This window comes from Erwinia pyrifoliae DSM 12163 (genome assembly GCF_000026985.1).
In the GTDB taxonomy this organism is placed as follows: domain Bacteria; phylum Pseudomonadota; class Gammaproteobacteria; order Enterobacterales; family Enterobacteriaceae; genus Erwinia; species Erwinia pyrifoliae.
Genome location: NC_017390.1, coordinates 2,126,459 through 2,149,961, shown reverse-complemented (window position 1 = coordinate 2,149,961; position 23,503 = coordinate 2,126,459). Strand labels below are relative to the sequence as shown.

23 protein-coding genes and 2 tRNA genes are annotated in these 23,503 nt (G+C 51.7%); 11 read left to right on the top strand and 14 right to left on the bottom strand.

Annotated features, from left to right (window positions below):
• Positions 1–24 precede the first annotated feature (24 nt).
• The 6 genes from sufA (at position 25) to sufE (ending at position 5,697) form a co-directional block, all read left to right on the top strand.
• A complete protein-coding gene (gene sufA, locus EPYR_RS09595; RefSeq protein ID WP_012668210.1) occupies positions 25–399 on the top strand; it encodes a Fe-S cluster assembly scaffold SufA in 375 nt (124 codons plus the stop codon).
• A 5-nt stretch (positions 400–404) separates the two neighbouring features.
• Positions 405–1,898, top strand: coding sequence for a Fe-S cluster assembly protein SufB (gene sufB / locus EPYR_RS09590; RefSeq protein ID WP_012668209.1), 1,494 nt, complete (start codon positions 405–407; stop codon positions 1,896–1,898).
• Between the two features lie 53 nt (positions 1,899–1,951).
• Complete coding sequence (sufC, locus tag EPYR_RS09585; RefSeq protein WP_012668208.1) at positions 1,952–2,698, top strand: Fe-S cluster assembly ATPase SufC; 747 nt, start codon at positions 1,952–1,954, stop codon at positions 2,696–2,698.
• Positions 2,673–3,953 (top strand): Fe-S cluster assembly protein SufD, encoded by a 1,281-nt coding sequence (gene sufD, locus EPYR_RS09580; RefSeq protein ID WP_014538970.1) that lies wholly within the window; start codon positions 2,673–2,675, stop codon positions 3,951–3,953. The genes sufC and sufD overlap by 26 nt, the downstream gene beginning before the upstream one ends.
• Positions 3,950–5,170: a cysteine desulfurase SufS gene (sufS, locus tag EPYR_RS09575; protein WP_012668206.1), complete on the top strand. Its 1,221-nt coding sequence runs from the start codon at positions 3,950–3,952 to the stop codon at positions 5,168–5,170. Before sufD ends, sufS begins: the two co-directional genes overlap by 4 nt.
• 104 nt (positions 5,171–5,274) lie before the next feature.
• Positions 5,275–5,697 (top strand): cysteine desulfuration protein SufE, encoded by a 423-nt coding sequence (gene sufE, locus EPYR_RS09570; protein ID WP_012668205.1) that lies wholly within the window; start codon positions 5,275–5,277, stop codon positions 5,695–5,697.
• A gap of 293 nt (positions 5,698–5,990) precedes the next feature.
• Here sufE and EPYR_RS09565 read toward each other — a convergent pair whose 3' ends face one another.
• The 5 genes from EPYR_RS09565 to EPYR_RS09545 form a co-directional block, all read right to left on the bottom strand.
• The gene (locus EPYR_RS09565) at positions 5,991–6,227 is read right to left on the bottom strand and encodes a major outer membrane lipoprotein (RefSeq protein ID WP_004157411.1); all 237 of its coding nucleotides are present in this window, start codon (positions 6,225–6,227) and stop codon (positions 5,991–5,993) included.
• Between the two features lie 304 nt (positions 6,228–6,531).
• Positions 6,532–7,944, bottom strand: a complete 1,413-nt coding sequence (pykF, locus tag EPYR_RS09560; RefSeq protein ID WP_012668204.1) for a pyruvate kinase PykF — start codon at positions 7,942–7,944, stop codon at positions 6,532–6,534.
• Between the two features lie 424 nt (positions 7,945–8,368).
• Positions 8,369–8,445, bottom strand: a tRNA-Val gene (locus EPYR_RS09555).
• Between the two features lie 50 nt (positions 8,446–8,495).
• Positions 8,496–8,572: transfer RNA gene (locus EPYR_RS09550), tRNA-Val, on the bottom strand.
• 147 nt (positions 8,573–8,719) lie between these two features.
• On the bottom strand, positions 8,720–10,093 hold the full coding sequence (locus tag EPYR_RS09545; protein ID WP_012668203.1) for an MATE family efflux transporter: 1,374 nt from the start codon (positions 10,091–10,093) through the stop codon (positions 8,720–8,722).
• A gap of 253 nt (positions 10,094–10,346) precedes the next feature.
• Here EPYR_RS09545 and EPYR_RS09540 point away from each other — a divergent pair, with 253 nt between their 5' ends.
• Positions 10,347–11,012, top strand: a complete 666-nt coding sequence (locus tag EPYR_RS09540; RefSeq protein WP_012668202.1) for a riboflavin synthase — start codon at positions 10,347–10,349, stop codon at positions 11,010–11,012.
• A gap of 45 nt (positions 11,013–11,057) precedes the next feature.
• Here the strand turns inward: EPYR_RS09540 and cfa are convergent, their stop codons facing one another.
• Positions 11,058–12,206, bottom strand: a complete 1,149-nt coding sequence (cfa, locus tag EPYR_RS09535; RefSeq protein ID WP_012668201.1) for a cyclopropane fatty acyl phospholipid synthase — start codon at positions 12,204–12,206, stop codon at positions 11,058–11,060.
• 306 nt (positions 12,207–12,512) lie between these two features.
• Positions 12,513–13,727: a purine nucleoside transporter PunC gene (gene punC, locus EPYR_RS09530; RefSeq protein ID WP_012668200.1), complete on the bottom strand. Its 1,215-nt coding sequence runs from the start codon at positions 13,725–13,727 to the stop codon at positions 12,513–12,515.
• Between the two features lie 111 nt (positions 13,728–13,838).
• Here punC and punR point away from each other — a divergent pair, with 111 nt between their 5' ends.
• On the top strand, positions 13,839–14,771 hold the full coding sequence (gene punR, locus EPYR_RS09525) for a DNA-binding transcriptional activator PunR (RefSeq protein WP_012668199.1): 933 nt from the start codon (positions 13,839–13,841) through the stop codon (positions 14,769–14,771).
• On the opposite strand, the gene purR is transcribed toward punR, so the two are convergent.
• Positions 14,768–15,793 (bottom strand): HTH-type transcriptional repressor PurR, encoded by a 1,026-nt coding sequence (gene purR / locus EPYR_RS09520; RefSeq protein ID WP_012668198.1) that lies wholly within the window; start codon positions 15,791–15,793, stop codon positions 14,768–14,770. The genes punR and purR overlap by 4 nt on opposite strands.
• Before the next feature lie 400 nt (positions 15,794–16,193).
• Complete coding sequence (locus EPYR_RS09515; RefSeq protein ID WP_012668197.1) at positions 16,194–17,030, bottom strand: C40 family peptidase; 837 nt, start codon at positions 17,028–17,030, stop codon at positions 16,194–16,196.
• Between the two features lie 380 nt (positions 17,031–17,410).
• Between EPYR_RS09515 and EPYR_RS09510 the strand changes: the two genes are divergently transcribed.
• Entirely contained in the window at positions 17,411–17,749 is a 339-nt protein-coding gene (locus tag EPYR_RS09510) for a Grx4 family monothiol glutaredoxin (protein ID WP_004169715.1), read from the top strand.
• A 275-nt stretch (positions 17,750–18,024) separates the two neighbouring features.
• Here the strand turns inward: EPYR_RS09510 and rnt are convergent, their stop codons facing one another.
• The 5 genes from rnt to eptA form a co-directional block, all read right to left on the bottom strand.
• A complete protein-coding gene (rnt, locus tag EPYR_RS09505; RefSeq protein ID WP_012668196.1) occupies positions 18,025–18,684 on the bottom strand; it encodes a ribonuclease T in 660 nt (219 codons plus the stop codon).
• Between the two features lie 102 nt (positions 18,685–18,786).
• Positions 18,787–19,194, bottom strand: a complete 408-nt coding sequence (gene gloA / locus EPYR_RS09500) for a lactoylglutathione lyase (protein WP_012668195.1) — start codon at positions 19,192–19,194, stop codon at positions 18,787–18,789.
• Positions 19,195–19,270: 76 nt separating this feature from the next.
• Positions 19,271–20,380 carry an alkene reductase gene (gene nemA / locus EPYR_RS09495; RefSeq protein WP_012668194.1) on the bottom strand — a complete coding sequence of 370 codons (1,110 nt, stop codon included), beginning with the start codon at positions 20,378–20,380 and terminating at the stop codon, positions 19,271–19,273.
• Between the two features lie 42 nt (positions 20,381–20,422).
• Positions 20,423–21,013, bottom strand: coding sequence for a TetR/AcrR family transcriptional regulator (locus tag EPYR_RS09490; RefSeq protein WP_012668193.1), 591 nt, complete (start codon positions 21,011–21,013; stop codon positions 20,423–20,425).
• Positions 21,014–21,051: 38 nt separating this feature from the next.
• Positions 21,052–22,692 (bottom strand): phosphoethanolamine transferase EptA, encoded by a 1,641-nt coding sequence (gene eptA, locus EPYR_RS09485; RefSeq protein WP_012668192.1) that lies wholly within the window; start codon positions 22,690–22,692, stop codon positions 21,052–21,054.
• Between the two features lie 302 nt (positions 22,693–22,994).
• On the opposite strand from eptA, the gene EPYR_RS09480 reads away from it, so the two are divergent.
• Positions 22,995–23,183, top strand: coding sequence for a hypothetical protein (locus EPYR_RS09480; protein ID WP_012668191.1), 189 nt, complete (start codon positions 22,995–22,997; stop codon positions 23,181–23,183).
• A gap of 41 nt (positions 23,184–23,224) precedes the next feature.
• Positions 23,225–23,464, top strand: coding sequence for a DUF1289 domain-containing protein (locus EPYR_RS19200; protein ID WP_012668190.1), 240 nt, complete (start codon positions 23,225–23,227; stop codon positions 23,462–23,464).
• Positions 23,465–23,503: the final 39 nt, after the last annotated feature.

The following is a 23,503-nucleotide window of genomic DNA, read 5'->3' as shown; positions in this document are numbered from 1 at the left end:
GGGCTATAGATAGTGAGGTCTATAATGCAATCAGCAAATCCTGCCACTTTTTCGCCAGACGATTTCATCTGGAAAGGACTGACGCTAACCGACAGCGCAGCCAAACAAATCATTAACCTGGCCGCCGGGGACCCTGATATCAAGGGCCTGAAGCTGGGTGTGAAAACCTCCGGCTGTGCCGGCTTCGGCTACACCATGGACATGGTGAAAGAGTCAGCGGCAGATGATTTGGTGTTCAGCCATAACGGCGCGGCCTTATTTGTGCCCCTGCAGGCGATGCCCTATATCGACGGCACGGAAGTGGATTACGTGCGCGAAGGCCTGAACCAGATTTTCAAATTTAATAACCCTAAAGCTCAACACGCCTGCGGCTGTGGTGAGAGCTTTGGCGTTGAGTAAACCTTATGTCTCGTAATACTGACGCATCTGAGGATGTACAGGTTTGGGAAGGCAGCCATCAGAAATACAAAGAAGGCTTCTTTACCCAACTGCAAACTGAAGAGTTCGAACACGGCATCAACGAAGATGTGGTACGCGCTATCTCGGCAAAACGTAATGAACCGGAGTGGATGCTGGAATTCCGCTTGAAAGCGTTTGCCGCCTGGCTGGAAATGGAAGAACCACACTGGTTAAAAGCGAATTATAAAAAGCTGGATTATCAGGATTACAGTTACTATTCTGCGCCATCCTGCGGCAGTTGCGACGACAGCTGCGCCTCGGAACCCGGTGCCACACAGGCCTCGGGCGGGAATGCGCCTGACTATCTGACCCAGGAAGTGGAAGAGGCTTTTAAACAGCTGGGCGTTCCGGTGCGGGAAGGGCAGGAAGTGGCGGTTGACGCTATTTTTGACTCGGTATCTGTGTCGACCACCTACCGCGATAAGCTGGCAAAAGACGGGATCATCTTTTGTTCCTTCGGCGAGGCAATTCACCAATATCCGCAGCTGGTCAAACAGTATCTGGGTACGGTGGTACCGGCGAATGACAACTTTTTCGCTGCACTCAACTCCGCTGTGGCCTCCGATGGGACTTTTGTCTATATCCCGAAAGGCGTGCGTTGCCCGATGGAACTGTCGACCTATTTCCGCATCAATGCGGCAAAAACCGGCCAGTTCGAGCGTACCATCCTGATTGCCGATGAAGGCAGCTACGTCAGCTATATTGAGGGCTGCTCCGCTCCGGTGCGTGATACCTATCAGCTGCATGCAGCGGTGGTAGAAGTCATCATTCACAAAGATGCTGAAGTGAAATATTCCACAGTGCAAAACTGGTTCTCCGGTGGAGATTCAGAAGGCGGCATTCTCAATTTCGTGACTAAACGTGCGCTGTGCGAAGGTGAAAACAGCAAAATGTCCTGGACGCAGTCAGAAACCGGTTCAGCCATTACCTGGAAGTACCCAAGCGTTATCTTGCGCGGTGATAACGCCATCGGCGAGTTCTTCTCAGTGGCGTTGACCAGCGGTCGTCAGCAGGCCGATACCGGCACCAAGATGATCCATATTGGTAAAAATACCAAATCCACCATCATTTCGAAGGGTATTTCGGCGGGTAAAAGTCAGAATACCTATCGTGGACTGGTGAAGATCATGCCAACTGCCACCAATGCACGCAATTTCACCCAGTGTGACTCGATGCTGATTGGTGCCGAATGCGGCGCGCACACTTTCCCGTATGTCGAAGTGCGCAATAACACCGCCCAGCTGGAGCACGAGGCGACAACATCGCGTATTGGTGAAGATCAGCTTTTCTACTGCCTGCAGCGTGGGATAAGTGAAGACGATGCCATTTCGATGATCGTTAACGGCTTCTGCAAGGATGTTTTCTCGGAGCTGCCGTTGGAATTCGCGGTTGAAGCGCAGAAGCTGCTGGCCATCAGTCTGGAACATAGTGTGGGCTAAGCCCGCGCACAAGAACAGTTTACAGTGCCGCAAGGCACTGCGAAGGAAACCCTATGTTAAGCATCAAGGATTTACAGGTAAGCGTTGAAGATAAAGCTATCCTGCGTGGTTTGAATCTTGAAATCAAACCGGGTGAAGTACACGCCATTATGGGGCCGAACGGCTCCGGAAAAAGTACGCTTTCCGCAACGCTGGCAGGACGCGAGGATTACCAAGTCACCGGCGGATCTGTGCAGTTTAAAGGCAAAGACCTGCTGGAGCTGGCCCCGGAAGAGCGTGCGGGCGAAGGCATCTTTATGGCTTTCCAGTATCCGGTCGAGATCCCCGGCGTCAGTAATCAGTTTTTCCTGCAAACGTCAGTGAACGCGGTGCGTAAATACCGTGGGAAAGACGCGCTGGACCGCTTTGATTTCAAAGATTTCATCGAAGAAAAAATCCACCTGCTCAAAATGCCTGAAGATTTACTGACCCGTTCAGTCAATGTTGGTTTCTCTGGCGGTGAGAAAAAGCGCAATGATATCCTGCAGATGGCCGCCCTGGAACCGGATCTGTGTATTCTGGATGAAACTGACTCCGGCCTGGATATCGATGCGCTGAAAATTGTATCAAATGGCGTTAACAGTCTGCGTGACGGCAAACGTTCATTCATTATCGTTACGCACTACCAGCGTATTCTGGACTACATCAAGCCGGATTTTGTCCACGTATTGTATCAGGGGAAAATCGTAAAATCGGGTGATTTCTCGCTGGTGAAACAGTTGGAGGAGCAAGGCTATGGCTGGCTTACCGACCAGGAGTGATGTTGCCCTGCAACAGTGGCACCACCTGTTTGAAACGCGCGGTGAAAGCCGTTCAATGCAGGCACAGCAGCACTGGCAGCAGCTGCTGCGCGCAGGCCTGCCCACGCGTAAACAGGAAGATTGGAAATATACGCCGCTGGATCAACTGCTGAATAACCAGTTTGTTCTGCCGGAGCCTGCCGCGCTGGATGCAGAAGCGATCAAAGCGCTGGCTTTACCCATCGATGCGGTACGCCTGGTCTTTATTGACGGGCGTTTCTCGCCTGAGCTAAGCGACAGCGAGCACGATCTGTTCACCATCCAGATGGTCCAGGCGGCTGAGCGTCGTGAACTGAACGAGCCTGTACATCCGGAAGTGTTCCTGCATTTAACTGAAAGCCTGGCAGAGCAGGTGACCCTTATCCAGTTGGCTCGCGGCAAAGCGGCAGCCCGGCCTCTCTATTTGCTGCATATCAGTAGCGGTAGCAGCACCGGTGAGCTAAACACGTCACATTACCGTCATCATTTGCAGTTGGACGAAGCTGCCGAAGCCACGGTTATTGAGCACTATGTCAGCCTGGATGCGGAGCCGCATTTTACCGGCGCGCGTTTTACCGCTGAAGTGGGCAATAATGCTGCGCTGACCCATTACAATCTGGCATTTGAAGATTGCCGCAGCTATCACTTTTCTCACAATGACCTGACGCTTGGGCGTGACACACGCGTGCAGAGTCACAGCTTCCTGCTGGGAGCCGGCCTGACTCGTCACCACACCAGCACCCGGCTAAATGGTGAAGGTTCCGATCTGGCGATCAACAGCCTGATGCTGCCAATGGACAAAGAAGTTTGCGACAGCCGTACCTGGCTGGAACATAACAAAGGTTACTGCCAGAGTCGCCAGCTGCATAAAACCATCGTTCGCGACCGCGCCCGTGCGGTGTTTAACGGCATCATTAAAGTGGCCAGGCACGCGTTAAAGACCGACGGCCAGATGAGCAATAACAATCTTCTGCTGGGTCGTCTTGCCGAGGTGGATACCAAACCACAGCTGGAAATCTATGCGGATGACGTAAAGTGTGGTCACGGGGCGACGATAGGGCGTATCGACGAAGAGCAGATGTTCTATCTGCGCTCGCGCGGTATTGATGAAGCCGCCGCACAGCGCATGATTATCTATGCGTTTGCTGCTGAATTAACCGAAGCGATTACGGATGAAACGCTAAAAGAAGCCGTGATCCAGCGCATCGCGCAGCGTTTCCCGGGAGGCCTGCAATGAGTTTTGACCTTGCCCGCGTGCGCGCGCAGTTTCCGCTGCTGGCGCGTGAGGTCAACGGACAGCCGCTGGCCTACCTTGACAGTGCTGCCAGCGCGCAAAAACCGCAGGCAGTGATCGATGCAGAGTGCCATTTCTACCAGCACGGCTACGCCGCCGTGCATCGCGGTATTCATACCCTGAGCGCCGAAGCCACTACCGCGATGGAGGACGTGCGCGTTCAGGCCGCCGCCTTCCTGAATGCAGCCAGCGCGGAAGAGATCGTGTTTGTCAAAGGGACAACAGAAGCGATCAACCTGGTAGCCAATAGTTGGGGCGGTAGTCAGCTGCAACCCGGTGACAACATCATTATTACTGAGATGGAGCACCACGCTAACATTGTTCCCTGGCAGATGGTCGCACAGCGCACCGGCGTTGAAGTGCGCTTTATTCCCGTTACGGCGCAAGGGGAGCTGGATATCGCCCAGCTGCCGGCTTTGATGGATAGCCGCACCCGCCTGCTGGCGGTGACCCATGTTTCAAACGTACTGGGCACGGAAAATCCGGTAAAGGCGCTGGTTGCTCAGGCGAAAGCCGCTGGAGTGGTGACGCTCATTGATGGTGCTCAGGCGGTGATGCACCAGGCCGTGGACGTGCAGGAGCTGGGCTGCGATTTTTATGTTTTCTCCGGACATAAAATTTACGGCCCAACCGGCATCGGGATCCTGTACGGCCGCAAGGCTTTGCTCGACCAGATGCCGCCGTGGGAAGGTGGCGGCTCAATGATTGCCACCGTCAGCCTGACCAGCGGCACCACTTACGCTGCAGCACCCTGGCGTTTTGAGGCCGGCTCGCCGAATACCGCTGCCATTATCGGTTTAGGCGCTGCGCTGAAATGGATTGGCGAACTGGGGCTGGATGTTATCAGTCAGCGCGAACAGCAGCTGATGCGCTACGCGCTGGATAACCTGGCAAAGGTGCCTGATATCATTATTTATGGCCCATCACAGCGTAGTGGGGTTGTCGCTTTTAATCTCGGTAAACACCATGCGTTTGACGTCGGGAGTTTTCTCGATCAGTACGGTATTGCCATTCGTACCGGACATCACTGTGCGATGCCGCTTATGCAGTATTACCAGGTGCCGGCCATGTGTCGGGCCTCTTTTGTGCTGTACAACAGTGAAGAAGAAGTTGACCGCCTGGTCGCGGGTTTGACCCGTATCCACCGTTTGCTTGGCTGATCGTTCCGGGAGCGACCGCCATCCAGCCCGAAGGGCGAGGCATGCCTCGCCCTTCTTGCACGCTAAGCCAAATATGTTCAGAACCGGACCCAAGTGAGGAAGCAATGGCAACTCTGCCAGATAAAGAAAAGCTGCTGCGCAATTTCAAACGCTGCGCCAACCAGGAAGAGAAGTATCTGTACATCATCGAGTTGGGAGCCAGACTGCCGGCCAGCGATGACTTGCTACATCAGCCGGAAAACATTATTCCGGGTTGCCAAAGCCAGGTGTGGATGATTGTTGATACTGATGAAAATGGCCGTGTAAGGCTGCAGGGTGACAGTGATGCCGCCCTGGTTAAAGGGCTGATTGCCATTGTCTTTGCCCTCTATCAATCAATGACGCCAGGGGAAATTGTCGAATTCGACGTGCGCCCGTGGTTTGCCGATCTCTCACTGACCCAGCAACTGACGCCATCGCGTTCACAGGGGATGGAAGCGATGATCCGCGCCATTCGCCAGAAAGCGCAGGCTTTAAGCCACGGCTAAACGGCTGTATTTTCGGTAAACGCCTTCAAAGCCAATCCGCTGGGCGTTTACCCATTAACCCGGTCTTTTAGCAATTACAGATGCCTTGATGGGGGGATTGCCTGCCAGCGTTAACCAACGGCCTTTGGTGGCTTTAAATCTGTATTATGCTGCCTGGGGTGACACCCTGAAATGAGAAATGTTTTAGGAGGGATTACAGTGGTTTTAAACCGGAACTGGCTGTGGACGGGAAGGATTTGCATTGCGGCAAAAAAAATGGCGCACACCGTGCGCCATTTTTAAATCCAGAACTCTTACTTACGGTAAGAGTGAGCCTGGTTGTCCAGACGCTGGTTAGCGCGTGCTGCGTCATCTTTGGCAGCCTGAACGTCAGAACGGATTGCAGTCACGTCGTTGCTCAGCTGGTCAACTTTTGCGTTCAGAGTCTGAACGTCGGTAGACAGCTGGTCAATTTTAGCGTTGCTTGAGCAACCAGCCAGCAGAGTTGAACCCAGGATTACCGCGCCCAGCACCAGTTTAGTACGATTCATTATTAATACCCTCTAGATTAAGTTAATCTCCATGTAGCGTTACAAGTATTACACAAAGTTTTTTCTAAAGAGAATAAATTTTTGCTGGTGGATGGTTAAAACTGCTCGTTCGCTCAAAGAAACATCTCATTTCCTGTATTTTACAATAACTGATGGTAAAACAGGCGATTTTAAACAGCGCGCTAAGAGATTTTTTGGGGATTTGAGGCGCTTTACACTCGCAGAGGCCAGGGAAAACGGCTTATGTAACAGCAAAAAAAAGCGCCACCAGGGCGCTTTTAAACATTCAGAATGCGTTCTGAAATCAGAGTACGTGCACCGAGGCGGTATTGGTGGTTCCGCTCGGTACCAGCGCACCGGAAACCATGACGACCACTTCACCTTTGTGCGCGTATCCGCTCGCTTCAGCGGCAGCTTTACCAAGACGGTAGAAATCATCCGTGGAAGCGATCTTCTCTACGACCGACGTGATAATCCCTTTGCTCAACAGCAGCTGACGAGAGGTTTGCTGGTTGGTTGTCAGCGCAAGGATAGTGGCATTAGGGAAGTATTTACGGATCGACTTCGCTGACTTGCCGCCTTCGGTGGCCACAACAATCAGAGGAGCTTCCAGCTTTTCGGCCGTTTCAACTGCACCACGGCACACTGCTTCAGTGATGCGCATCTTACGGTTGTCATGCTGTGAATCAATGCGGCTTTTCATTACGCGATCGGTACGTTCGCAAATGGTCGCCATGATGCTGACGGACTCCAGCGGATATTTGCCTTTCGCGCTTTCACCCGACAGCATCACTGCGTCAGTACCATCGAGAATAGCGTTAGCAACGTCGCCAGCTTCCGCGCGGGTAGGGCGTGGGTTTTTAATCATTGAATCAAGCATCTGGGTGGCGGTGATGACCACTTTACGTGCATGGTTGCACTTTTTGATCATCATCTTCTGTGCAAAAATCACTTCCTCCACCGGGATCTCTACGCCCAGGTCCCCGCGCGCAACCATGATGCCGTCTGAGGCATCGAGGATTTCATCGAAGTTGTTAAGACCTTCCTGATTTTCTATTTTAGAGATGATCTGGATATGTTCACCGCCGTGCGCTTTCAGGTGTTCACGGATCTCAATCACGTCAGATCGCTTGCGGATAAATGAAGCAGCAACGAAATCGACACCCTGCTCGCAGCCAAAAATAAGGTCAAGCTTATCTTTCTCTGCCAGAGCAGGAAGCTGGATAGAAACGCCGGGTAAGTTAACGCCTTTGTTCTCACCCAGATCGCCGTTATTCAGTACCTTACAGACAACGGTGCTTTCCGTCACTCCGGTTACTTCCATGCCGATCAGACCATCGTCAACCAACACGGTGTTACCGACTTGCAAATCCGCAGTGAAGCCAGGATAGGTCACGGCAACGGTATCTGCATTACCAATGACGCTCTGGTCGGTGGTGAAGGTAAAGGTTTGTCCTGCTTTAAGCGAAGCATCCTGACCACCTTGTAGTTTCATGGTACGGATCTCCGGACCTTTGGTGTCCAGAAGGATCGCTGCCTGATGGCCACTTTTTTTCATAACATGACGCAGATTGGCAATACGCTTTCCATGTTCCTGGTAATCCCCATGGGAAAAGTTCAAACGCATAACGTTCATGCCGGCATCCAGCAGGTTGGTCAGCATCTCTTCAGATTCGGTCTTTGGACCAATAGTACAAACGATCTTAGTCTTTTTCATGACGATTTATCTACTAAGTTGTGATGGATGAGAAAGCGGTATCCCGGCGGTGCAACCACCGGAGGAAAATTTGCGCCACCAGAGCGGCTGTACTGATAAGGACAGGTGACAGAATTAAGGCGTGCAGGGCAACTTGAGACGCGGTTTCATCGTTGTTGTGATAAGATATTGCGCAACAGGGATCTGTTTTTGATTGAGGGGAAACCATACGCTGAAACCATTCAAATAAAACAACGTAGCGCATTATAGTCGCTAAGTGTTCGAAAACCAATTAAAAAGCGTGAGATCTCATACAGCAATGATAATCCTGCATCGGTTTGCGCAACGGATTGAATAGTAACAGAAGTGGTTGTGACAGCAGGCAAAACCACGCCGTTTGGGATGCATTGAAAGCAGAAGAGGATTCAATCAATGATAAAACAATTGGTGCGTCCGAGTGGACTCGAACCACCGACCCCCACCATGTCAAGGTGGTGCTCTAACCAACTGAGCTACGGACGCATAAACTGTTTTACCTTCACATAACAGCATTACCAGCTGCAATGTAAAATTGGTGCGTCCGAGTGGACTCGAACCACCGACCCCCACCATGTCAAGGTGGTGCTCTAACCAACTGAGCTACGGACGCACATGCCTGTCATGGTGACAGCGGGGACGAATATTAACGGTAGCCCGCACGCCTGGCAAGTAGAAAAATTCTTTTCCGGACTGATTGCTGCGCAACTGAGCGAAGCGCAGCACTTTTAACCACCTTGCGGCGACATTAGCCGCAAGGTCAACGCGCTGCGCGCGCCAGGAGCATCGCATCTGGCTCGCGTTGCAGGCGGCGCATACGCCAAATCATCATAATGGCAGATGAGGTAAGACCGATAATGAAGCCGATCCAGAATCCAGCTGGCCCCATTGCCGGCAGCACCAGGTCTGTCATCGCCAGCAGATAACCTACCGGCAAGCCGAGGATCCAGTAGGCGATGAAAGTGATAAAGAAGATCGAACGGGTATCTTTATAACCTCGTAGCACGCCGCTGCCTATCACCTGTACAGAGTCAGAGAACTGGTAAACGGCTGCCAGTAGCATCAGCTGAGCTGCCATGGTGATAACTTGCGGATCATCAGTATACAGCTCGGCGATTTGCTCGCGAAAGTTGATGGTAAACAGCGCGGTTACACAGGCCATACACATGCCTACGCCCTGAGCCGTCCATGCAGCCACTTTTGCCTCTTCTGCCGACCCTTGTCCCAGACGGTGGCCAACGCGGATAGTGGTTGCCACGCCCAGCGATAACGGCAGTACAAACATCAGTGAGCTGAAGTTCAGTGCAATTTGATGCCCGGCCACATTGACAATCCCCAATGGTGATACCAGTAACGCCACCACGGCGAACAACGTCACTTCAAAAAAAAGTGCAAGTGCCACAGGCAGGCCAAGGCCGGTCAGACGACCTATCGTTTTCCAGTCGGGGGCGCTAAAGCGCTGCGGCAGGTGGAGGTCACGCATAGATTTTGCCCGGTTACTCCAGGCTTTCATGACGATAAACATCACCCAATATACCGAAGCGGTAGCCACTCCGCAGCCGACGCCACCGAGGGCAGGCATGCCCAAATGGCCATGAATAAAGACGTAATTGAGTGGAATATTGACCAGCAGACCGAGAAAACCCACGACCATCGCCGGTTTGGTTTTTGACAGCCCTTCACACCGATCGCGGGCTACCTGAAAGAACAGGTAGCCCGGCGCACCCCAGAGCAGGGCATGCAGATAACCGATGGCCTTTTGCGATAACAGCGGGTCAACATTGTGCATGGCTCCGATCAGATAGCCGGCATTATACAATACGACCATGATCAGCACGGAAACCATTGCCGCCAGCCAGTAAGCCTGGCGTACCTGATGGGCAATCAGGTCGCGGCGGCCAGAGCCGTTAAGCTGTGCCACCACCGGGGTTAAGGCCAGCAGTATTCCGTGGCCAAAAAGAATAGCAGGCAACCAGATTGAGGTTCCTACTGCAACGGCGGCCATATCCGTGGCGCTTACGGCACCTGCCATCACTGTATCAACGAAGCCCATGGATGTTTGCGCAACCTGCGCAAGGATCACCGGGATAGCCAGGGCTAATAACTGACCCGCCTCTGAGAGGTACTTCTGCACACACACACCTTAATTGTTTACCCTTTATCGAGAAATATTCGGGTTCTGAGAGAATGAGGAGACCGCTGAGGAAAACGGCATTTTTATGCCGGTTCGCAGGGGGGAATTATTCTAATGCTCATGAGTTAAATAGCCAATCAACTGATATAAAAATGGCACTTTGTGTCACGCAATGTTGCTGTGCATTGTTTGGCTTTGGCACGTTGCCAGGGCAAACTAAGCAGCAGGAAAACAGTTATATTGAGGCAAAATCATGTTTACAGGTATTGTGCAGGGCACCGCCGAGGTGCTGGCGATTGAAGAGAAACCTAATTTTCGTACTCACGTAGTCAAAATGCCGCCGGAACTCCTGCATGGTTTGCAGCTGGGGGCATCGGTTTCACATAATGGCTGTTGCCTGACGGTGACCGGCGTGGAAGGCGATCGCGTGAGCTTTGATCTGATAAAGGAGACGCTTCGTATCACCAATCTCGGTACCCTGAATGTCGGTGACACGGTTAACGTAGAGCGTGCCGCAAAATTCAGTGATGAAATCGGCGGTCATCTGATGTCCGGTCATATTATGACTACCGCCGAAATTACCAGAATACTCACTGCGGAAAATAACCGCGAGATCTGGTTTAAGCCGCAGGATGTCAGCCAGATGAAATATATTTTGCATAAGGGATATATAGGCATCGACGGTATCAGCCTGACCGTTGGTGAGGTGACGCGGACTAAATTCTGTGTGCATCTGATCCCGGAAACTCTGGCGCGTACCACCCTGGGCAGCAAACGACTTGGTCAGCGGGTGAACATCGAAATCGATCCGCAGACGCAGGCGATAGTTGAAACCGTTGAGCGGGTACTGGCGCGCCGTGAAGCAGAGCTGCTAGCTGCCACGGTGGCAGAAGAACAGGGTAATGCTTCCCGGGAGTAGCTGACGACAGGGCGGCTTTCAGCCGCCCTGTCCATCTTCAGTTTCTTAACGCGCTACGCGGATCCCACCCTCTGTTCCACGGGTAAAGACCACTTGCCAGAGTTGAATATCTCTGGCACGAAATGCGCCAGCGCAGGCATTAAGATAGTAAGAGAACATACGTTTGAAACGCTCGCCATATTTGTCTGACAGCTGCGGCCAGGTTGTCAGAAAACGCTGATACCAGCTCATCAGCGTGACGTCATAATCAGCCCCCATGTTATGCCAGTCTTCCATGACAAAATGTGGCTCGCTGGCGTCAGCGATATGGCGCACCGAGGGCAGGCAGCCATTGGGGAAAATGTATTTGTTAATCCACGGGTCGACGTGATCGTTAGTATTACTGGCTCCAATAGTGTGCAGCAGGAAGACGCCATCGGGTTTCAGATTACGATCGACCACGTCAAAATAGGTAGCATAATTTTTCGGGCCGACGTGTTCAAACATACCCACGGAAACGATGCGGTCAAATTGCTGACTGAGGTCGCGATAATCCTGCAGCAGGATATCTACGCTCAGGCCTTCGCAGCGCTGCTGAGCCAATTTCTGCTGCTCGACAGAAATAGTGACACCCACGACGCTAACGCCGTAATGACGTGCAGCGTATTCAGCCAGACCTCCCCAGCCACAGCCAATGTCTAAAAGCGTCATATCGGGCTTAAGTTGTAGTTTTGCACAAATCAGCTCCAGCTTCGCCTCTTGAGCCTGATCAAGCGTTTCAGCTCGTTTCCAGTAACCACAGGAATACTGCATGTACGGGTCCAGTATTTTGGTGAAGAGATCGTTACCCAGATCATAATGTTCTTTACCCACTATCCAGGCACGTTTGCGAGACTGTAAATTAGTTAAACGTGAAGCGGCGATACGCAATGTATCTTTAAAATGATGGGGAAGCTGTCGGTCAAGGTGGGCATTGAGCGCGCGCTGAAAAAAAATATCCAGGCGTTCGCACTCCCACCAGCCATCCATATAGCTTTCACCCAGCCCTAATGAACCTTCCTGCAGCACTCGCTTAAAGAAGTCAGGGTTACTCACCTGAATGTCAGAGGGGCGGGATCCGTTAACTTGAATATCGGCCTTACTCAATATTTCCTGGACGATTCGGTACCACTGATTATCCCCCAGGCTTTCATCTTCAATACATGATGAACTCATAGCTTCTCCATCATCTTGTGCGATTGATACCTGAGAAAAAGAATAGTCAATTTTCGCAGATTTGTGAGGGTGCACACACGGCAAATATCACGGCCTGTTAACCCATGTGAAAGAGGATTGATTGAACATCAGAAGCTGGGACTGCGGCCGCCCGTCATAAGCCCGGCGCTGCGGCCTTCAGGATAATTGCAGGAAGCCTGCACGGCAATTACCCCGGTCATAAAAAATAATAAGTTATTATTTTTTATGACATTTAAGATGTATATGCCTGCATTTTCAATTATTCAATGAATTATTGTTATCTTGCTAACTATTTGTTGGGTTGATTTCAGGCGTGATTTTTTCCGTTCGCAACACGAGTTCACGCTCCGCCGTGCGCTGCACAAAATAGCCCACGGCTGCGATTAAAATGGTGGCCAGCATCACCAGCACGGTGGCATCCAGAGCTGCATCAATCAATGAAGATACGACCATGCTGGCGAGAAAGCACAGGCCAAGCTGCAACATATTCTGCAAGGCGGCCGCTTTACCGGTGGCATGAGGGAAGGGCAGCAGGGCGCTGGACACAACAATAGGGTAGATTGCGCCATTCGCCATTGCCATGCCGCAGAACGGCAGCATAAGAGCCCACAGAGCAGGCTGGGGATGTTGCGCAATCAGCCAGAGCGTAACAATGCTCAGACTGTAGAACATCAGCAGCCAGGGGAGGATCTTGCGCGCGGCGAATCGACTTAAAAGCGCGCGACAGCTAAAGCCACCAATAAGGAAAGCGACCGTTTGCGGCACATAGCTCAGGCCAATATCGGCAGGTGAAAGCCCTAAACTACCCAAAATAAACGGTGAACCGGTAAGCCAGGCGAAGAAGCTGGCAGAACAGGCCGCATAGATTGCGACATTACCGCTGTACAGGGGGGATTTAAGCAGGGTTACAAAACCGGGAGCGGCGATTTCAGGCGCGCTTTTATCCCCCCGTGGTGGTGATGGCAGGCGCAAGGTAGGCACCAGCAGCAGCAGAGTAATCAGTAACAGCGTAACGAAGATGGACTGCCATGAAAAATGCGCTAACAGCCAGGCACCCAACAGCGGGGCCAGCGCCGGGGAGAGCGCGACCAGCGGCATGATGGTGGCAAACACACGGTTGGCCCGGGCAGCGCTGTAGCGGTCAACGACCAGAGCCTGCCAGCTTACGGCCGCAGCACAGACGCCGACAGCCTGCACAAATCGCCATGCCAGCAGCGAAGCCGCTGAATTAACCCAAAGCATGGCGGCACAGCCGATAGCAAACAGACTCAGACCCATCAACAGTACTGGCTTACGCCCGATGCGGTCTGAAAGAGGCCCCCATACCAGTTGCGCACAGGCAAAACCGGCCAGAAAAATACTCAGGCTGGCGCTGATAGCCCCGGCTGGAGTATGCAGATCTTGCTGCATCACACCAAATGCGGGCAGGTACATATCGGTGGCAAGGAAACCCAGCATGCTTAGCAGCGCAAGGTAAATCATAAAACCTTTAGAATACATGTTGATCAACTCTTATCAGTCCATTTTTAGCCTGAGCAGTGTAATCGCGTGCAGGACAGTCTGTGAAACGCTAATATTAGTCAATCGACATGAATTTTTTTGAAGGCAAATATGTGGTCTGAACATTCACTGGAAGTTATTGATGCCGTGGCCCGGACCGGAAGTTTTACCGCCGCTGCCGCTGAGCTACATCGTGTGCCCTCTGCGGTAAGCTATACGGTGCGCCAGCTTGAGGAATGGCTGGCCGTAAGTCTGTTTGAAAGGCGGCATCGTGATGTGGTGTTAACCGACGCCGGACGGGTATTTAGCGAGGAAGGCAGGTTTGTCATCAAAAAAATGATAGCCACGCGCCGCCGCTGTCAGCAGGTGGCAAACGGCTGGCGCGGGCAGCTCAATATCGCTGTCGATCGCATCGTACGCCCGTCGCGTACGCGGCAGCTGGTGGTGGATTTTTACCGCCACTTTCCTGACATGGAGCTGCATATCATGCCAGAAGTGTTTAACGGCGTTTGGGACGCGCTGGCAGACGGGCGGGTGGATGTGGCGATAGGTGCTACACAGGCGGTTCCGGTTGGCGGGCGTTTCGCTTTTCGTGATATGGGAAGCCTGAACTGGCGCTGTGTGGTTAATGCGCTACACCCGTTAGTCAGCCGCCCCGGGCCGCTGACTGAAGAGTGGATACGCGAGTGGCCTTCGCTGGTGCTGGAAGATACCTCACGCGCGCTACCCAAACGCACAACATGGACGCTGGATAATCAGCGGCGGCTGGTTGTGCCTGACTGGGAAAGCGCCTTTGATTGTCTGGGCGCGGGGTTATGCGTTGGCATGGTGCCGGGCCATTTCGCCCAACCGTTGTTGCAGAGAAACGAACTGCGTGAGCTGGCGCTTAGCTCACCTTTTCCAGACAGTCCGTGCTGTCTGAGCTGGTCGGAACAAAGCGCCTCACCGGCGCTGAGCTGGCTGCTGGAATATCTTGGTAGCACGGAAACCCTGAAGGCCGAGTGGCTGAGCGAGCAACAGCATCCGGGGCCGATGCGCAATTAACGGCGGTAGTCGCGGTAAGGTCCGTCCGCCACCGAACGTCGTTCGATAAGAGAAGGATAAACCTCAATGGTCTGGGACTCTTCACGTTTGCTGGTAATGCGATCGATTAACATATCAAAGGCGGTCTCACCGAGACGCTCTTTCGGTTGATGTACGGTCGTCAACGCCGGAGTGAAGTATCGGGCGTTGCGCACGTTATCATAACCGATCACCGAGATGTCTTGCGGCACGCGCAGTCCCATTTCATCTGCTGCACAGATTGCGCCCATCGCCATGATATCGCCTCCGCAAAATACGGCGGTCGGACGCTGTTTCTGCGCCAGGATCTGTTGCATAGCAAGATAACCGGATTCAGGTTCAAAATCACCCTGTACCAGCCACTCATCACGCAGTGTGATCCCGGCCTCGGCCAGTGCTTTCAGAAAGCCCGCATGGCGCCCGCCCCCGGTGTTGCGTTCCAACTGACCCGGGATGGCAGCAATGTCACGGTGCCCGCGTTCAATCAGATAACGCCCCGCCAGATAGCCGCCATCAAATGCGTTATCCAGTACCGTGTCGGTAAAGTCACCGCGTGACTTGCCCCAATCCATTACCACCATCGGAATATTGCGGTTATCTTCTAACATCGCAATCAGCGCGTCCGGGTATTCAGAGCACATGACCAGCAGGCCATCCACGCGTTTTTGCGCCATCATCGACAGATAAGCCTGCTGCTTTTGGATATTGTTATGCGCATTGCCCAGAATCAGGGTATAGCCTTGAGCAAAGCAGCGGTGCTCCACCGCTTCGATGATTTCTGCAAAATAGGGTGCTTCGCTTGAGGTTGCCAGCAGGCCAATGGTTTTGGTGTGGTTTACCTTCAGGCTACGAGCTACGGCGCTTGGTGAGTAATGCAATGCTTTAATAGCCACCCATACCGCTTCACGCGTCTCTTCGGCGACAAAGCGTGTTTTGTTTATGACGTGCGACACGGTGGTGGTAGAAACACCCGCGCGCTTTGCCACGTCCTTAATTGTTGCCATGAAAATCCTACTCCTGGTGTTATCAGTAACCTGCTGATAACTGGTTTGTTAATCGTTTGCCTGGATGCAGGCTTTTCCCGACTGGACAGAATGATTGGGGGCTGTCTCAAAGAATCGGGAAGGGGTAAGGTTTGTCCGTAACAGGACGCGCAGTGCTGGCTTAGCCAAATTTTGGCACCGTTGCGCAACGCAGAGGATGAATTCTAACAAGGCTGCGCAAAGAAAACGAGATGTTTACTGTTAACGATAGGAATAATTGCAGACTGTTAACCCAATGTGGGTAATGGCGAAGTTAAATCACTTACCGAAATTGATAACGATGAGTCCAGACGGAATCGTTGATTACGAGGCAGCAATGCGTTTCGTCTCGCGGCCCGGCGGGAAAATTGTCTGCCAGCGGTTAACGAACCGTCTTCGGTGTCACCACGCGACGAGCGCCTATGTAATGTTCTTGCCAGAAATCATCACCCAGTGTGCTGACCTGAATATCTTTACCTGTTCGTGGTGACTGAATGAATTTACCGCCGCCGAGATAGACGCCTACATGATCGGCGCGACTTTTACTGTTGAGACGGAAGAACACCAAATCGCCCTTCTCAAGCCTGTCACGCCTGATCGGAGCGGCATCGCGCAGGTGATACATCTCATTTGCGGTGCGAGGAATTTTGAATTTTACTAAATCTTTATAGGCGTACCAAACCAGGCCACTGCAGTCAAACCCGGTTTTAGGCGAGCTGCCACCCCACAGATAGGGTTTACCCAGCTGGCCCATCAGTTTATTCACTGCGCTTTCACGCGCTTTTTGATAACGAATGCGATGCGCATTACTGAGCTTTATAGGGGCCGACAGAGCCGTCTTACGATCTGCACGCTGCCTGCCGTAACGTTTTTTTATTGTCTTTTTGATGCCGGGTTTGTAGGCAGACTGGCTTTTAACCGTGTTGCTTTTTTTTGTTGGGCGCTTAACGACAGTGGTTTTATTTTTTAACTTTTGTTTTTTCGCCGTGCTTAGCTGCGCCGGTCGTGCGGGTTGTTTAGTTTTTTTTACCGGAGGTTGTTTGATTTTTTTGGTTGTGGAAGCTTTTACCGGGCGTTTTTTGCGTCGTTCATCTTCGCGCGCGATATTTCGGTCAGCTTTGTGCCGATCGGCATTAACAGGAGCCTGTGGCGATGCGTGCGCCATATTAAAAAATAGCTGAGCGAAAGCGAGCATGAAAAGCGTAATGAATAGACGCATCATTTCCATTAACAGTTCGTGCATTGCGGCAGGCAGCAATGCGAGGGTAAATAGTCAATTCTGCACGCTGGCAGAAGGTTGTAAGAATTCTAAACTAAATGGAGAGCAAAAGGTAAGGTCTTTTTTGTTACAATAATACAGCCGTGGTCGATAGTTTAACATATATAATCAGTCTGTTAACTCAGTGCGTTACCTTAACTATTTGTCAACGGATGCAGCAAAGCTCAGAAGAAAATGTTATTTTGTTACCATCCTCTGACCGTTAACCGGGTGAAAACCCGATAAGTATTGAAAATGTCATTTTCAACCTCAGGTCAGAATAGCTACAATATTGGCTGGCTACAGCCTATACACGAAGTATCGTATTGAGGAAGGCATTTATGAGTACTGTTGAAAAAATTCAGCGCCAGATCGCAGAAAACCCAATCCTGTTGTATATGAAAGGCTCGCCGAAGCTACCGAGCTGCGGTTTTTCTGCTCAGGCCGTACAGGCGCTCTCCGCCTGTGGCGAGCGTTTTGCGTATGTGGATATCCTGCAAAACCCGGACATTCGTGCTGAAATGCCAAAATATGCAAACTGGCCAACGTTCCCGCAGCTGTGGGTTGACGGTGAGTTGGTCGGCGGTTGCGATATCATCATCGAGATGTATCAGCGTGGTGAACTGCAACAGTTGATCAAAGAAACCGCCCAGAAATACCCAACTGACGCCGCAGAGTAATCGCCTTGGCTGGCGTCTGAATGGGCGTGATGAAACTTTCAAGCCAGTCAGTGATAATAACTGACTGGCATTTCACTTCGGCGTTTCGCCATACCCCGGCTTGATCACTCATCTGGAGCAAACGGCTTCCCTCTGACGGCCTCCTCACTTACAGCGTCAACGATTTCAACTCACCGCCCGGGAATTGCGTTGAGCTGTTGCCTCAGGCCATCATATTTGGCTTCCAGCCCCTGAACAGAAGAACATCAGGTATTAAAGGCTATTTCCCCCCTAAGTTAGTTGCCGGGACAGCTCTCTGCAGCAGCGGGCAGTGGCCAACCGCCAAGACGTTTCCACCGGTTAACCAATTCACAGAACAGATCCGCCGTTTGCAGCGTGTCGTACAAGGCCGAATGCGCCTGTGCACTGTCGAACGCCATTCCTGCTGCGTGACAGGCTTTTGCCAGCACGGTTTGCCCCAGCGCCAGCCCGCTAAGCGCAGCGGTATCAAAGGTTACGAAGGGATGGAAAGGGTTTCGTTTCAGACTGGCACGTTCTGCTGCGGCGTTCATAAAGTTGAGATCGAACGTCGCATTATGCGCCACCATAACCGCCCGGTTACAGCCGCTGTCCTTAATCCCTTTACGCACCAGTTTGAAAATAGCGTGAAGCGCTTCGTATTCACTGACCGCCCCGCGAAGAGGATTAGTAGGATCGATTCCATTAAATGTCAGTGCTTCAGGAAGCAGAACTGAACCGGCAAAAGGCTCAACGTGGAAGTGAAGGGTATCATCTTTTTCCAGCCAGCCATCACTATCCATTTTCAGCGTTACTGCCGCAATCTCCAGTAGGGCGTTCGTTTTGGCATCAAAACCTGCGGTTTCGACATCAATCACTACTGGATAAAAACCGCGAAAACGGCTGCTCAGGGTATTCAGTTCATTCGATTCAGACATCGGCTTCTCATTGGCGATAAAAGGCAGCGCGCATTATGGCAAATTTTGTTGGGGGATGCAGCAGGGGGGGAGCGGGGTGCCTGGGAAGCACCCCAAAAAAGCTTAGTTGCCGATACCGTGACCAGCGTGTTTATTTTCAATAAGTTCAATCTTATAGCCGTCCGGATCCTCTACGAACGCAATGATGGTGGTACCGCCTTTCACCGGGCCGGCTTCGCGGGTAACGTTGCCGCCATCATTACGGATGCGATTACAGGTAGTTGCAACATCGTCCACGCCCAGAGCAATATGACCGTATGCATCACCGAGGTTGTATTTATCCACGTCCCAGTTATAGGTCAGTTCGATAACTGCGCCTTCGCTCTCTTCGCTGTAGCCGACAAAGGCGAGGGTATATTTGTATTCGGCATTTTCACTGGTGCGTAACAGGCGCATGCCCAGAACTTTGGTATAGAAATCGACGGAACGTTGCAGATCGCCAACGCGCAGCATGGTGTGAAGTAAACGCATAACATCCTCTTTTATCAGAGTCATTTGTCAGATGACGTAAAACCAAGTGTAGCGATAATGCTAAAAGGTGCGAGCATCAGGCGTGCTCACCAAGTTTTGGATAATCGGTATAGCCTGCAGCATTGCCGCCGTAGAAGGTTTCTGGCTGTGGTTCGTTAAGACTTGCGCCATCTTTCAGACGTTCAACCAGGTCGGGATTGGCAATATAACTGCGGCCAAAAGCAACGGCATCAATCAGACCTTGTTCGATTAGTGTTTCGGCTTTCTCGGCGTTAAAACCGCCGGCAGCAACGATCACGCCAGGATATGCCGCGCGGATCGCCTGGCGGAATTCGCGGGTATAAGGTTTGCCACCTGCCCAGTCAGGTTCGGAAATATGCAGGTAGGCAAGTTTACGCTTTGCCAGTTCGCCAATGAAATATAAGGCGGCTTCTTCCTGGTCTTGACCATTGTCAAGGCCGTTAAACGGGCCAAGGGGAGAAATACGAATGCCAATCCGGTCGGCTTGCCAACTGGCTATTGCCGCGTCAACAACTTCCAAAGCGAAACGGGTTCGATTCTCAATCGTTCCGCCGTACTTGTCATCACGCTGGTTAGAGGCCGGAGACAGGAACTGATGGATGAGATAGCCATGTGCCGCATGCAGTTCAACCAGGTCGAATTCGGCTTCACGCGCATTGATCACCGCCTGACGGAAGTCATCAACGATTCCGCCCACTTCTTTAGTGCTCAATGGACGTGGCGTTGAGGTTGCCTCACGTACCGGATGTCCACTGGCATCACGCAGGGTGGTTCGGGTTTCAGCATTAATGGCTGAAGCAGATACCGGAGCAGCACCGCCTGGTTGCAGACTGGCATGTGAGATCCTTCCGGTATGCCACAGCTGAACGGCACTATGGCCGCCGTCCTGATGAATACCTTCGTTGATTTGTTTCCAGGCGGCAATTTGTTGTGATGAGTGCAGTCCAGGCGCACCCGCATAGCCTTTTGCCTGATATGTAATCTGCGTAGCCTCGGTAATAATCAGCCCGGCACTGGCACGCTGACGATAATATTCACCCATCAATGGAGTGGGAATATCGCCTGGCTCAATGCTGCGCAGACGCGTTAAAGGAGCCATAAAGATACGGTTTGGCACGGTAATGGCCCCCAATTTGAGTGGGGTAAAAAGGGTGTTCAGTTTCATCATTCGCTCCTGGTAGACCGGTCGATTAGTAAGTGATATTTTTTAAGCTCCGCGCAGGATGTACCCCATCTCCTGAAGCGCATTTAGCAATGGGGTCTTTTCACGGCATATTTTGCTTTGCAGACTGGCTCCCAGCCAAAGTGTATAAATGGTCTGCGCACAGGATGCACAGTTTAGCTGACCAGAAAGCGTACCCTGCTGCTGTGCCTTGTTTAGCGTGGCAGCCAGAGAGCCGATCATTTTTGACGAACCCGCTTCCAGCGCGCCGCGCATGGCTTCAGAGAGATCGCAGACTTCGGCAGAAAGCTTTACGTAAAGGCATCCGGCAAAGCTGCTCACCTGACAGCTTAGTAGCAACCGATCGTAATAATCCAGCACGCGCTGGCGGTAACTACCTTGGTGATCGTTAAGGAAATCATTCAGGTATTGGTGATTACGGGCAAAATAGCGCTGTAGCATCGCCACGCCGAAAGCTTCCTTTGAGGGAAAATAATAGTAAAACGACCCTTTAGGCACTTCTGCTTGCCTGAGCAGCTCGATCAGGCCCATGCCGTTAAAGCCTCGCTGCAGGCAAAGTTGTTCGCCGGTGTTTAACAAATGCTCACGAGTATCAAATCGGGTCGTTTTATTCATCGTCGCAGCGTACTAGACCGAGCGGTCGGTTTCAACCGTCAGCCCTGGTTGCGGCACGAACGGATCATATCAAGCGCCGGCTTGTACTCTTGCGTTTCTATATCCATCATTCCTAACAGGGTATGGAACAGGTTGTCCTGAGAGACATCCTTAACCTTAGCCTGCTGTTGCAGACATTGCCGATCGATGCCAAATGTTGTGGCATAGTCGGGCGACATCCAAAGTAAGAAAGGAATATGTGTCTGTTGAGACGGGGCAAACAGATAAGGCGTGCCGTGAAGATACATTCCACGTTCGCCCAGTGACTCACCGTGGTCGGAGAGGTAAATCATCGCCACGTTAAATTTGTCATTGTAAGACTTAAGCAGATTGATAGTGTTGTCCAGCATTGTATCGGTATACAGAATGGTATTGTCATAGGTGTTAATCAGCGTCTGGCGATCGCAGTTCTGGATCTGGTTGCTGTCACAGGTTGGTGTGAACTGGCGTGCTTCCGGTGGATAGCGCAAATAATAAGCTGGCCCGTGACTGCCCATCTGATGCAGCACGATGACAGAGTCATCTTTGATACTGTCGATGTAATAGTTCAGCCGGTGCAGCAACACATCATCCAGGCAATAATCGCTTCTGCACAACTCACTTACTTGCCATTTGGTCATGTCGCTATGCGGCACGCGGTTGCAGGCACCTTTGCAACCGCCGTCATTCTCACGCCACAACACATTGATACCAGCGTGAGCCATCACATCAAGTAAACCTTCCTGATGCCGAGCCAGGCTGGCGTCATAGTTCTGGCGTGACATATTGGAAAACATACAGGGAACCGAGATGGCCGTTTCGGTTCCGCAGGATGTGGCATGCTGGTAGTAAATAACATTATCGCGCTGTAACTTCGGATTAGTTTCTCGCGTATAGCCACCCAGCGAGAAATTTTCCGCCCGCGCCGTCTCGCCGAGCACGAAGACCACCAGCGTTTTCTTTTTACTGCCGGTAATGACTTTCCCTTTCTTCGCATCCAGGCCAATAGCAATCAGCTCCTGATTTCTGGAGAACCAGTGGCTATTAACATAATAACCGATGCCGTTCACCACGTTAGCCGGGGTGACCATTTTCACCAGTCCTTTGTTATTGCGGAACATTGATGCGTAATCTTTGTAAAAAAACGCCGCTACAAGAACAATTAACAGAAGGGCAGCCAGAGAAGTCAGAACGCGCCAGGCAGCAGAAAGCCACCAGGGTCGGTTATTTTTAATACGGCACAGGAACATAACGGCCACCGGAAGTGCACCCAGCAGCAATAACCATATAAGATAGTTAACGCTTAAAAGCGCCGAGGCCTCCTGCATATCAGTTTCGAATACATTCTGTATCATGTTGGTATCGATAACTGTGCCGAAGTTGAACATAAAATAATTAGCGGCGGCGCTGGCTATAATTAAAATGGCCAGCAGAGGCTTACGTAGCCAGGGCAATGCCATGACATTGAAGATGACCATGAAGGCACAGAACAGAACCACCGGGATAGATGCTGCGTAAAGATAATCGCGCAAATGATAAAAAGAGAGAGTTTGCCAGGCGCGAAGCAGGAAACCGCAATTTAGCGCCACGGTGAAAAATGCCGCCGCGCCACAGTTAAAGGTGATTTCGTTACAACGTAGTTTGGATAAGAATAATTTCATGGCAGTCCAGTTATAATAAAATATGCCACCAGATTAACCAGAAAATCTTAGTTAAGCCTTAACTGTTTCCAAACAAAATGAATGAACTGCCAACGGTTGTCCTAAAAATGAGTAACCAATAGTAAATTGTTGACGAATATGCTGCGGTCGTGCAATTTCATTGAGTATCGCCACTGCGGGGTCAGCCACGCTAATCGCTGCGGGCTTGTCGCCATTTCATGGCAGAAGGTCAGATTGTCAGTACAGTATGCAGGTGATACGGTCATTCACCGTGGCAGGTATGGGGAGCACTGCAGCCGCTGTTGCAAATTCAGAAAGAGCTGCATACCGGCCAACTGATGTTGCTACTACCTGAATGGCGAGCTCAGCCACTGACGTTAACCGTTTTAACGCTGGAGCGGGTGCTGCCGGAGAAAAGCCGTCAGGCTTTGCGCTCGATACGTGATTATTTTGGCAATAATCATCTGCTAAAGCTTGCAGACATTCCCTGAGCCGACTTCAATTAAAGCAGATGCAATAATCCGGAGCAGTCGTGGCTGAGCAACTTGAATTTTTCCCGCTATCCAGTCCTTGCAAAGGGATGTGTGAGGTTAATGAGCGTGGCTACTGTCGCGGTTGTTGGCGCAGCCGTGAAGAACGCTTTAGCTGGATGACATCCAGTGATACGCAGAAAAGGGAAATTCTGCGCCTTTGTTGCCAGCGCCAGTTACGCCAACAGCGCGTGACAGTCACTTCGACTGCGGATGAACCGTACCAGCCAACATTGTTTTAGCCAATCGTCGGTAAATGATAAATCCGTCTGGTCTTCCCT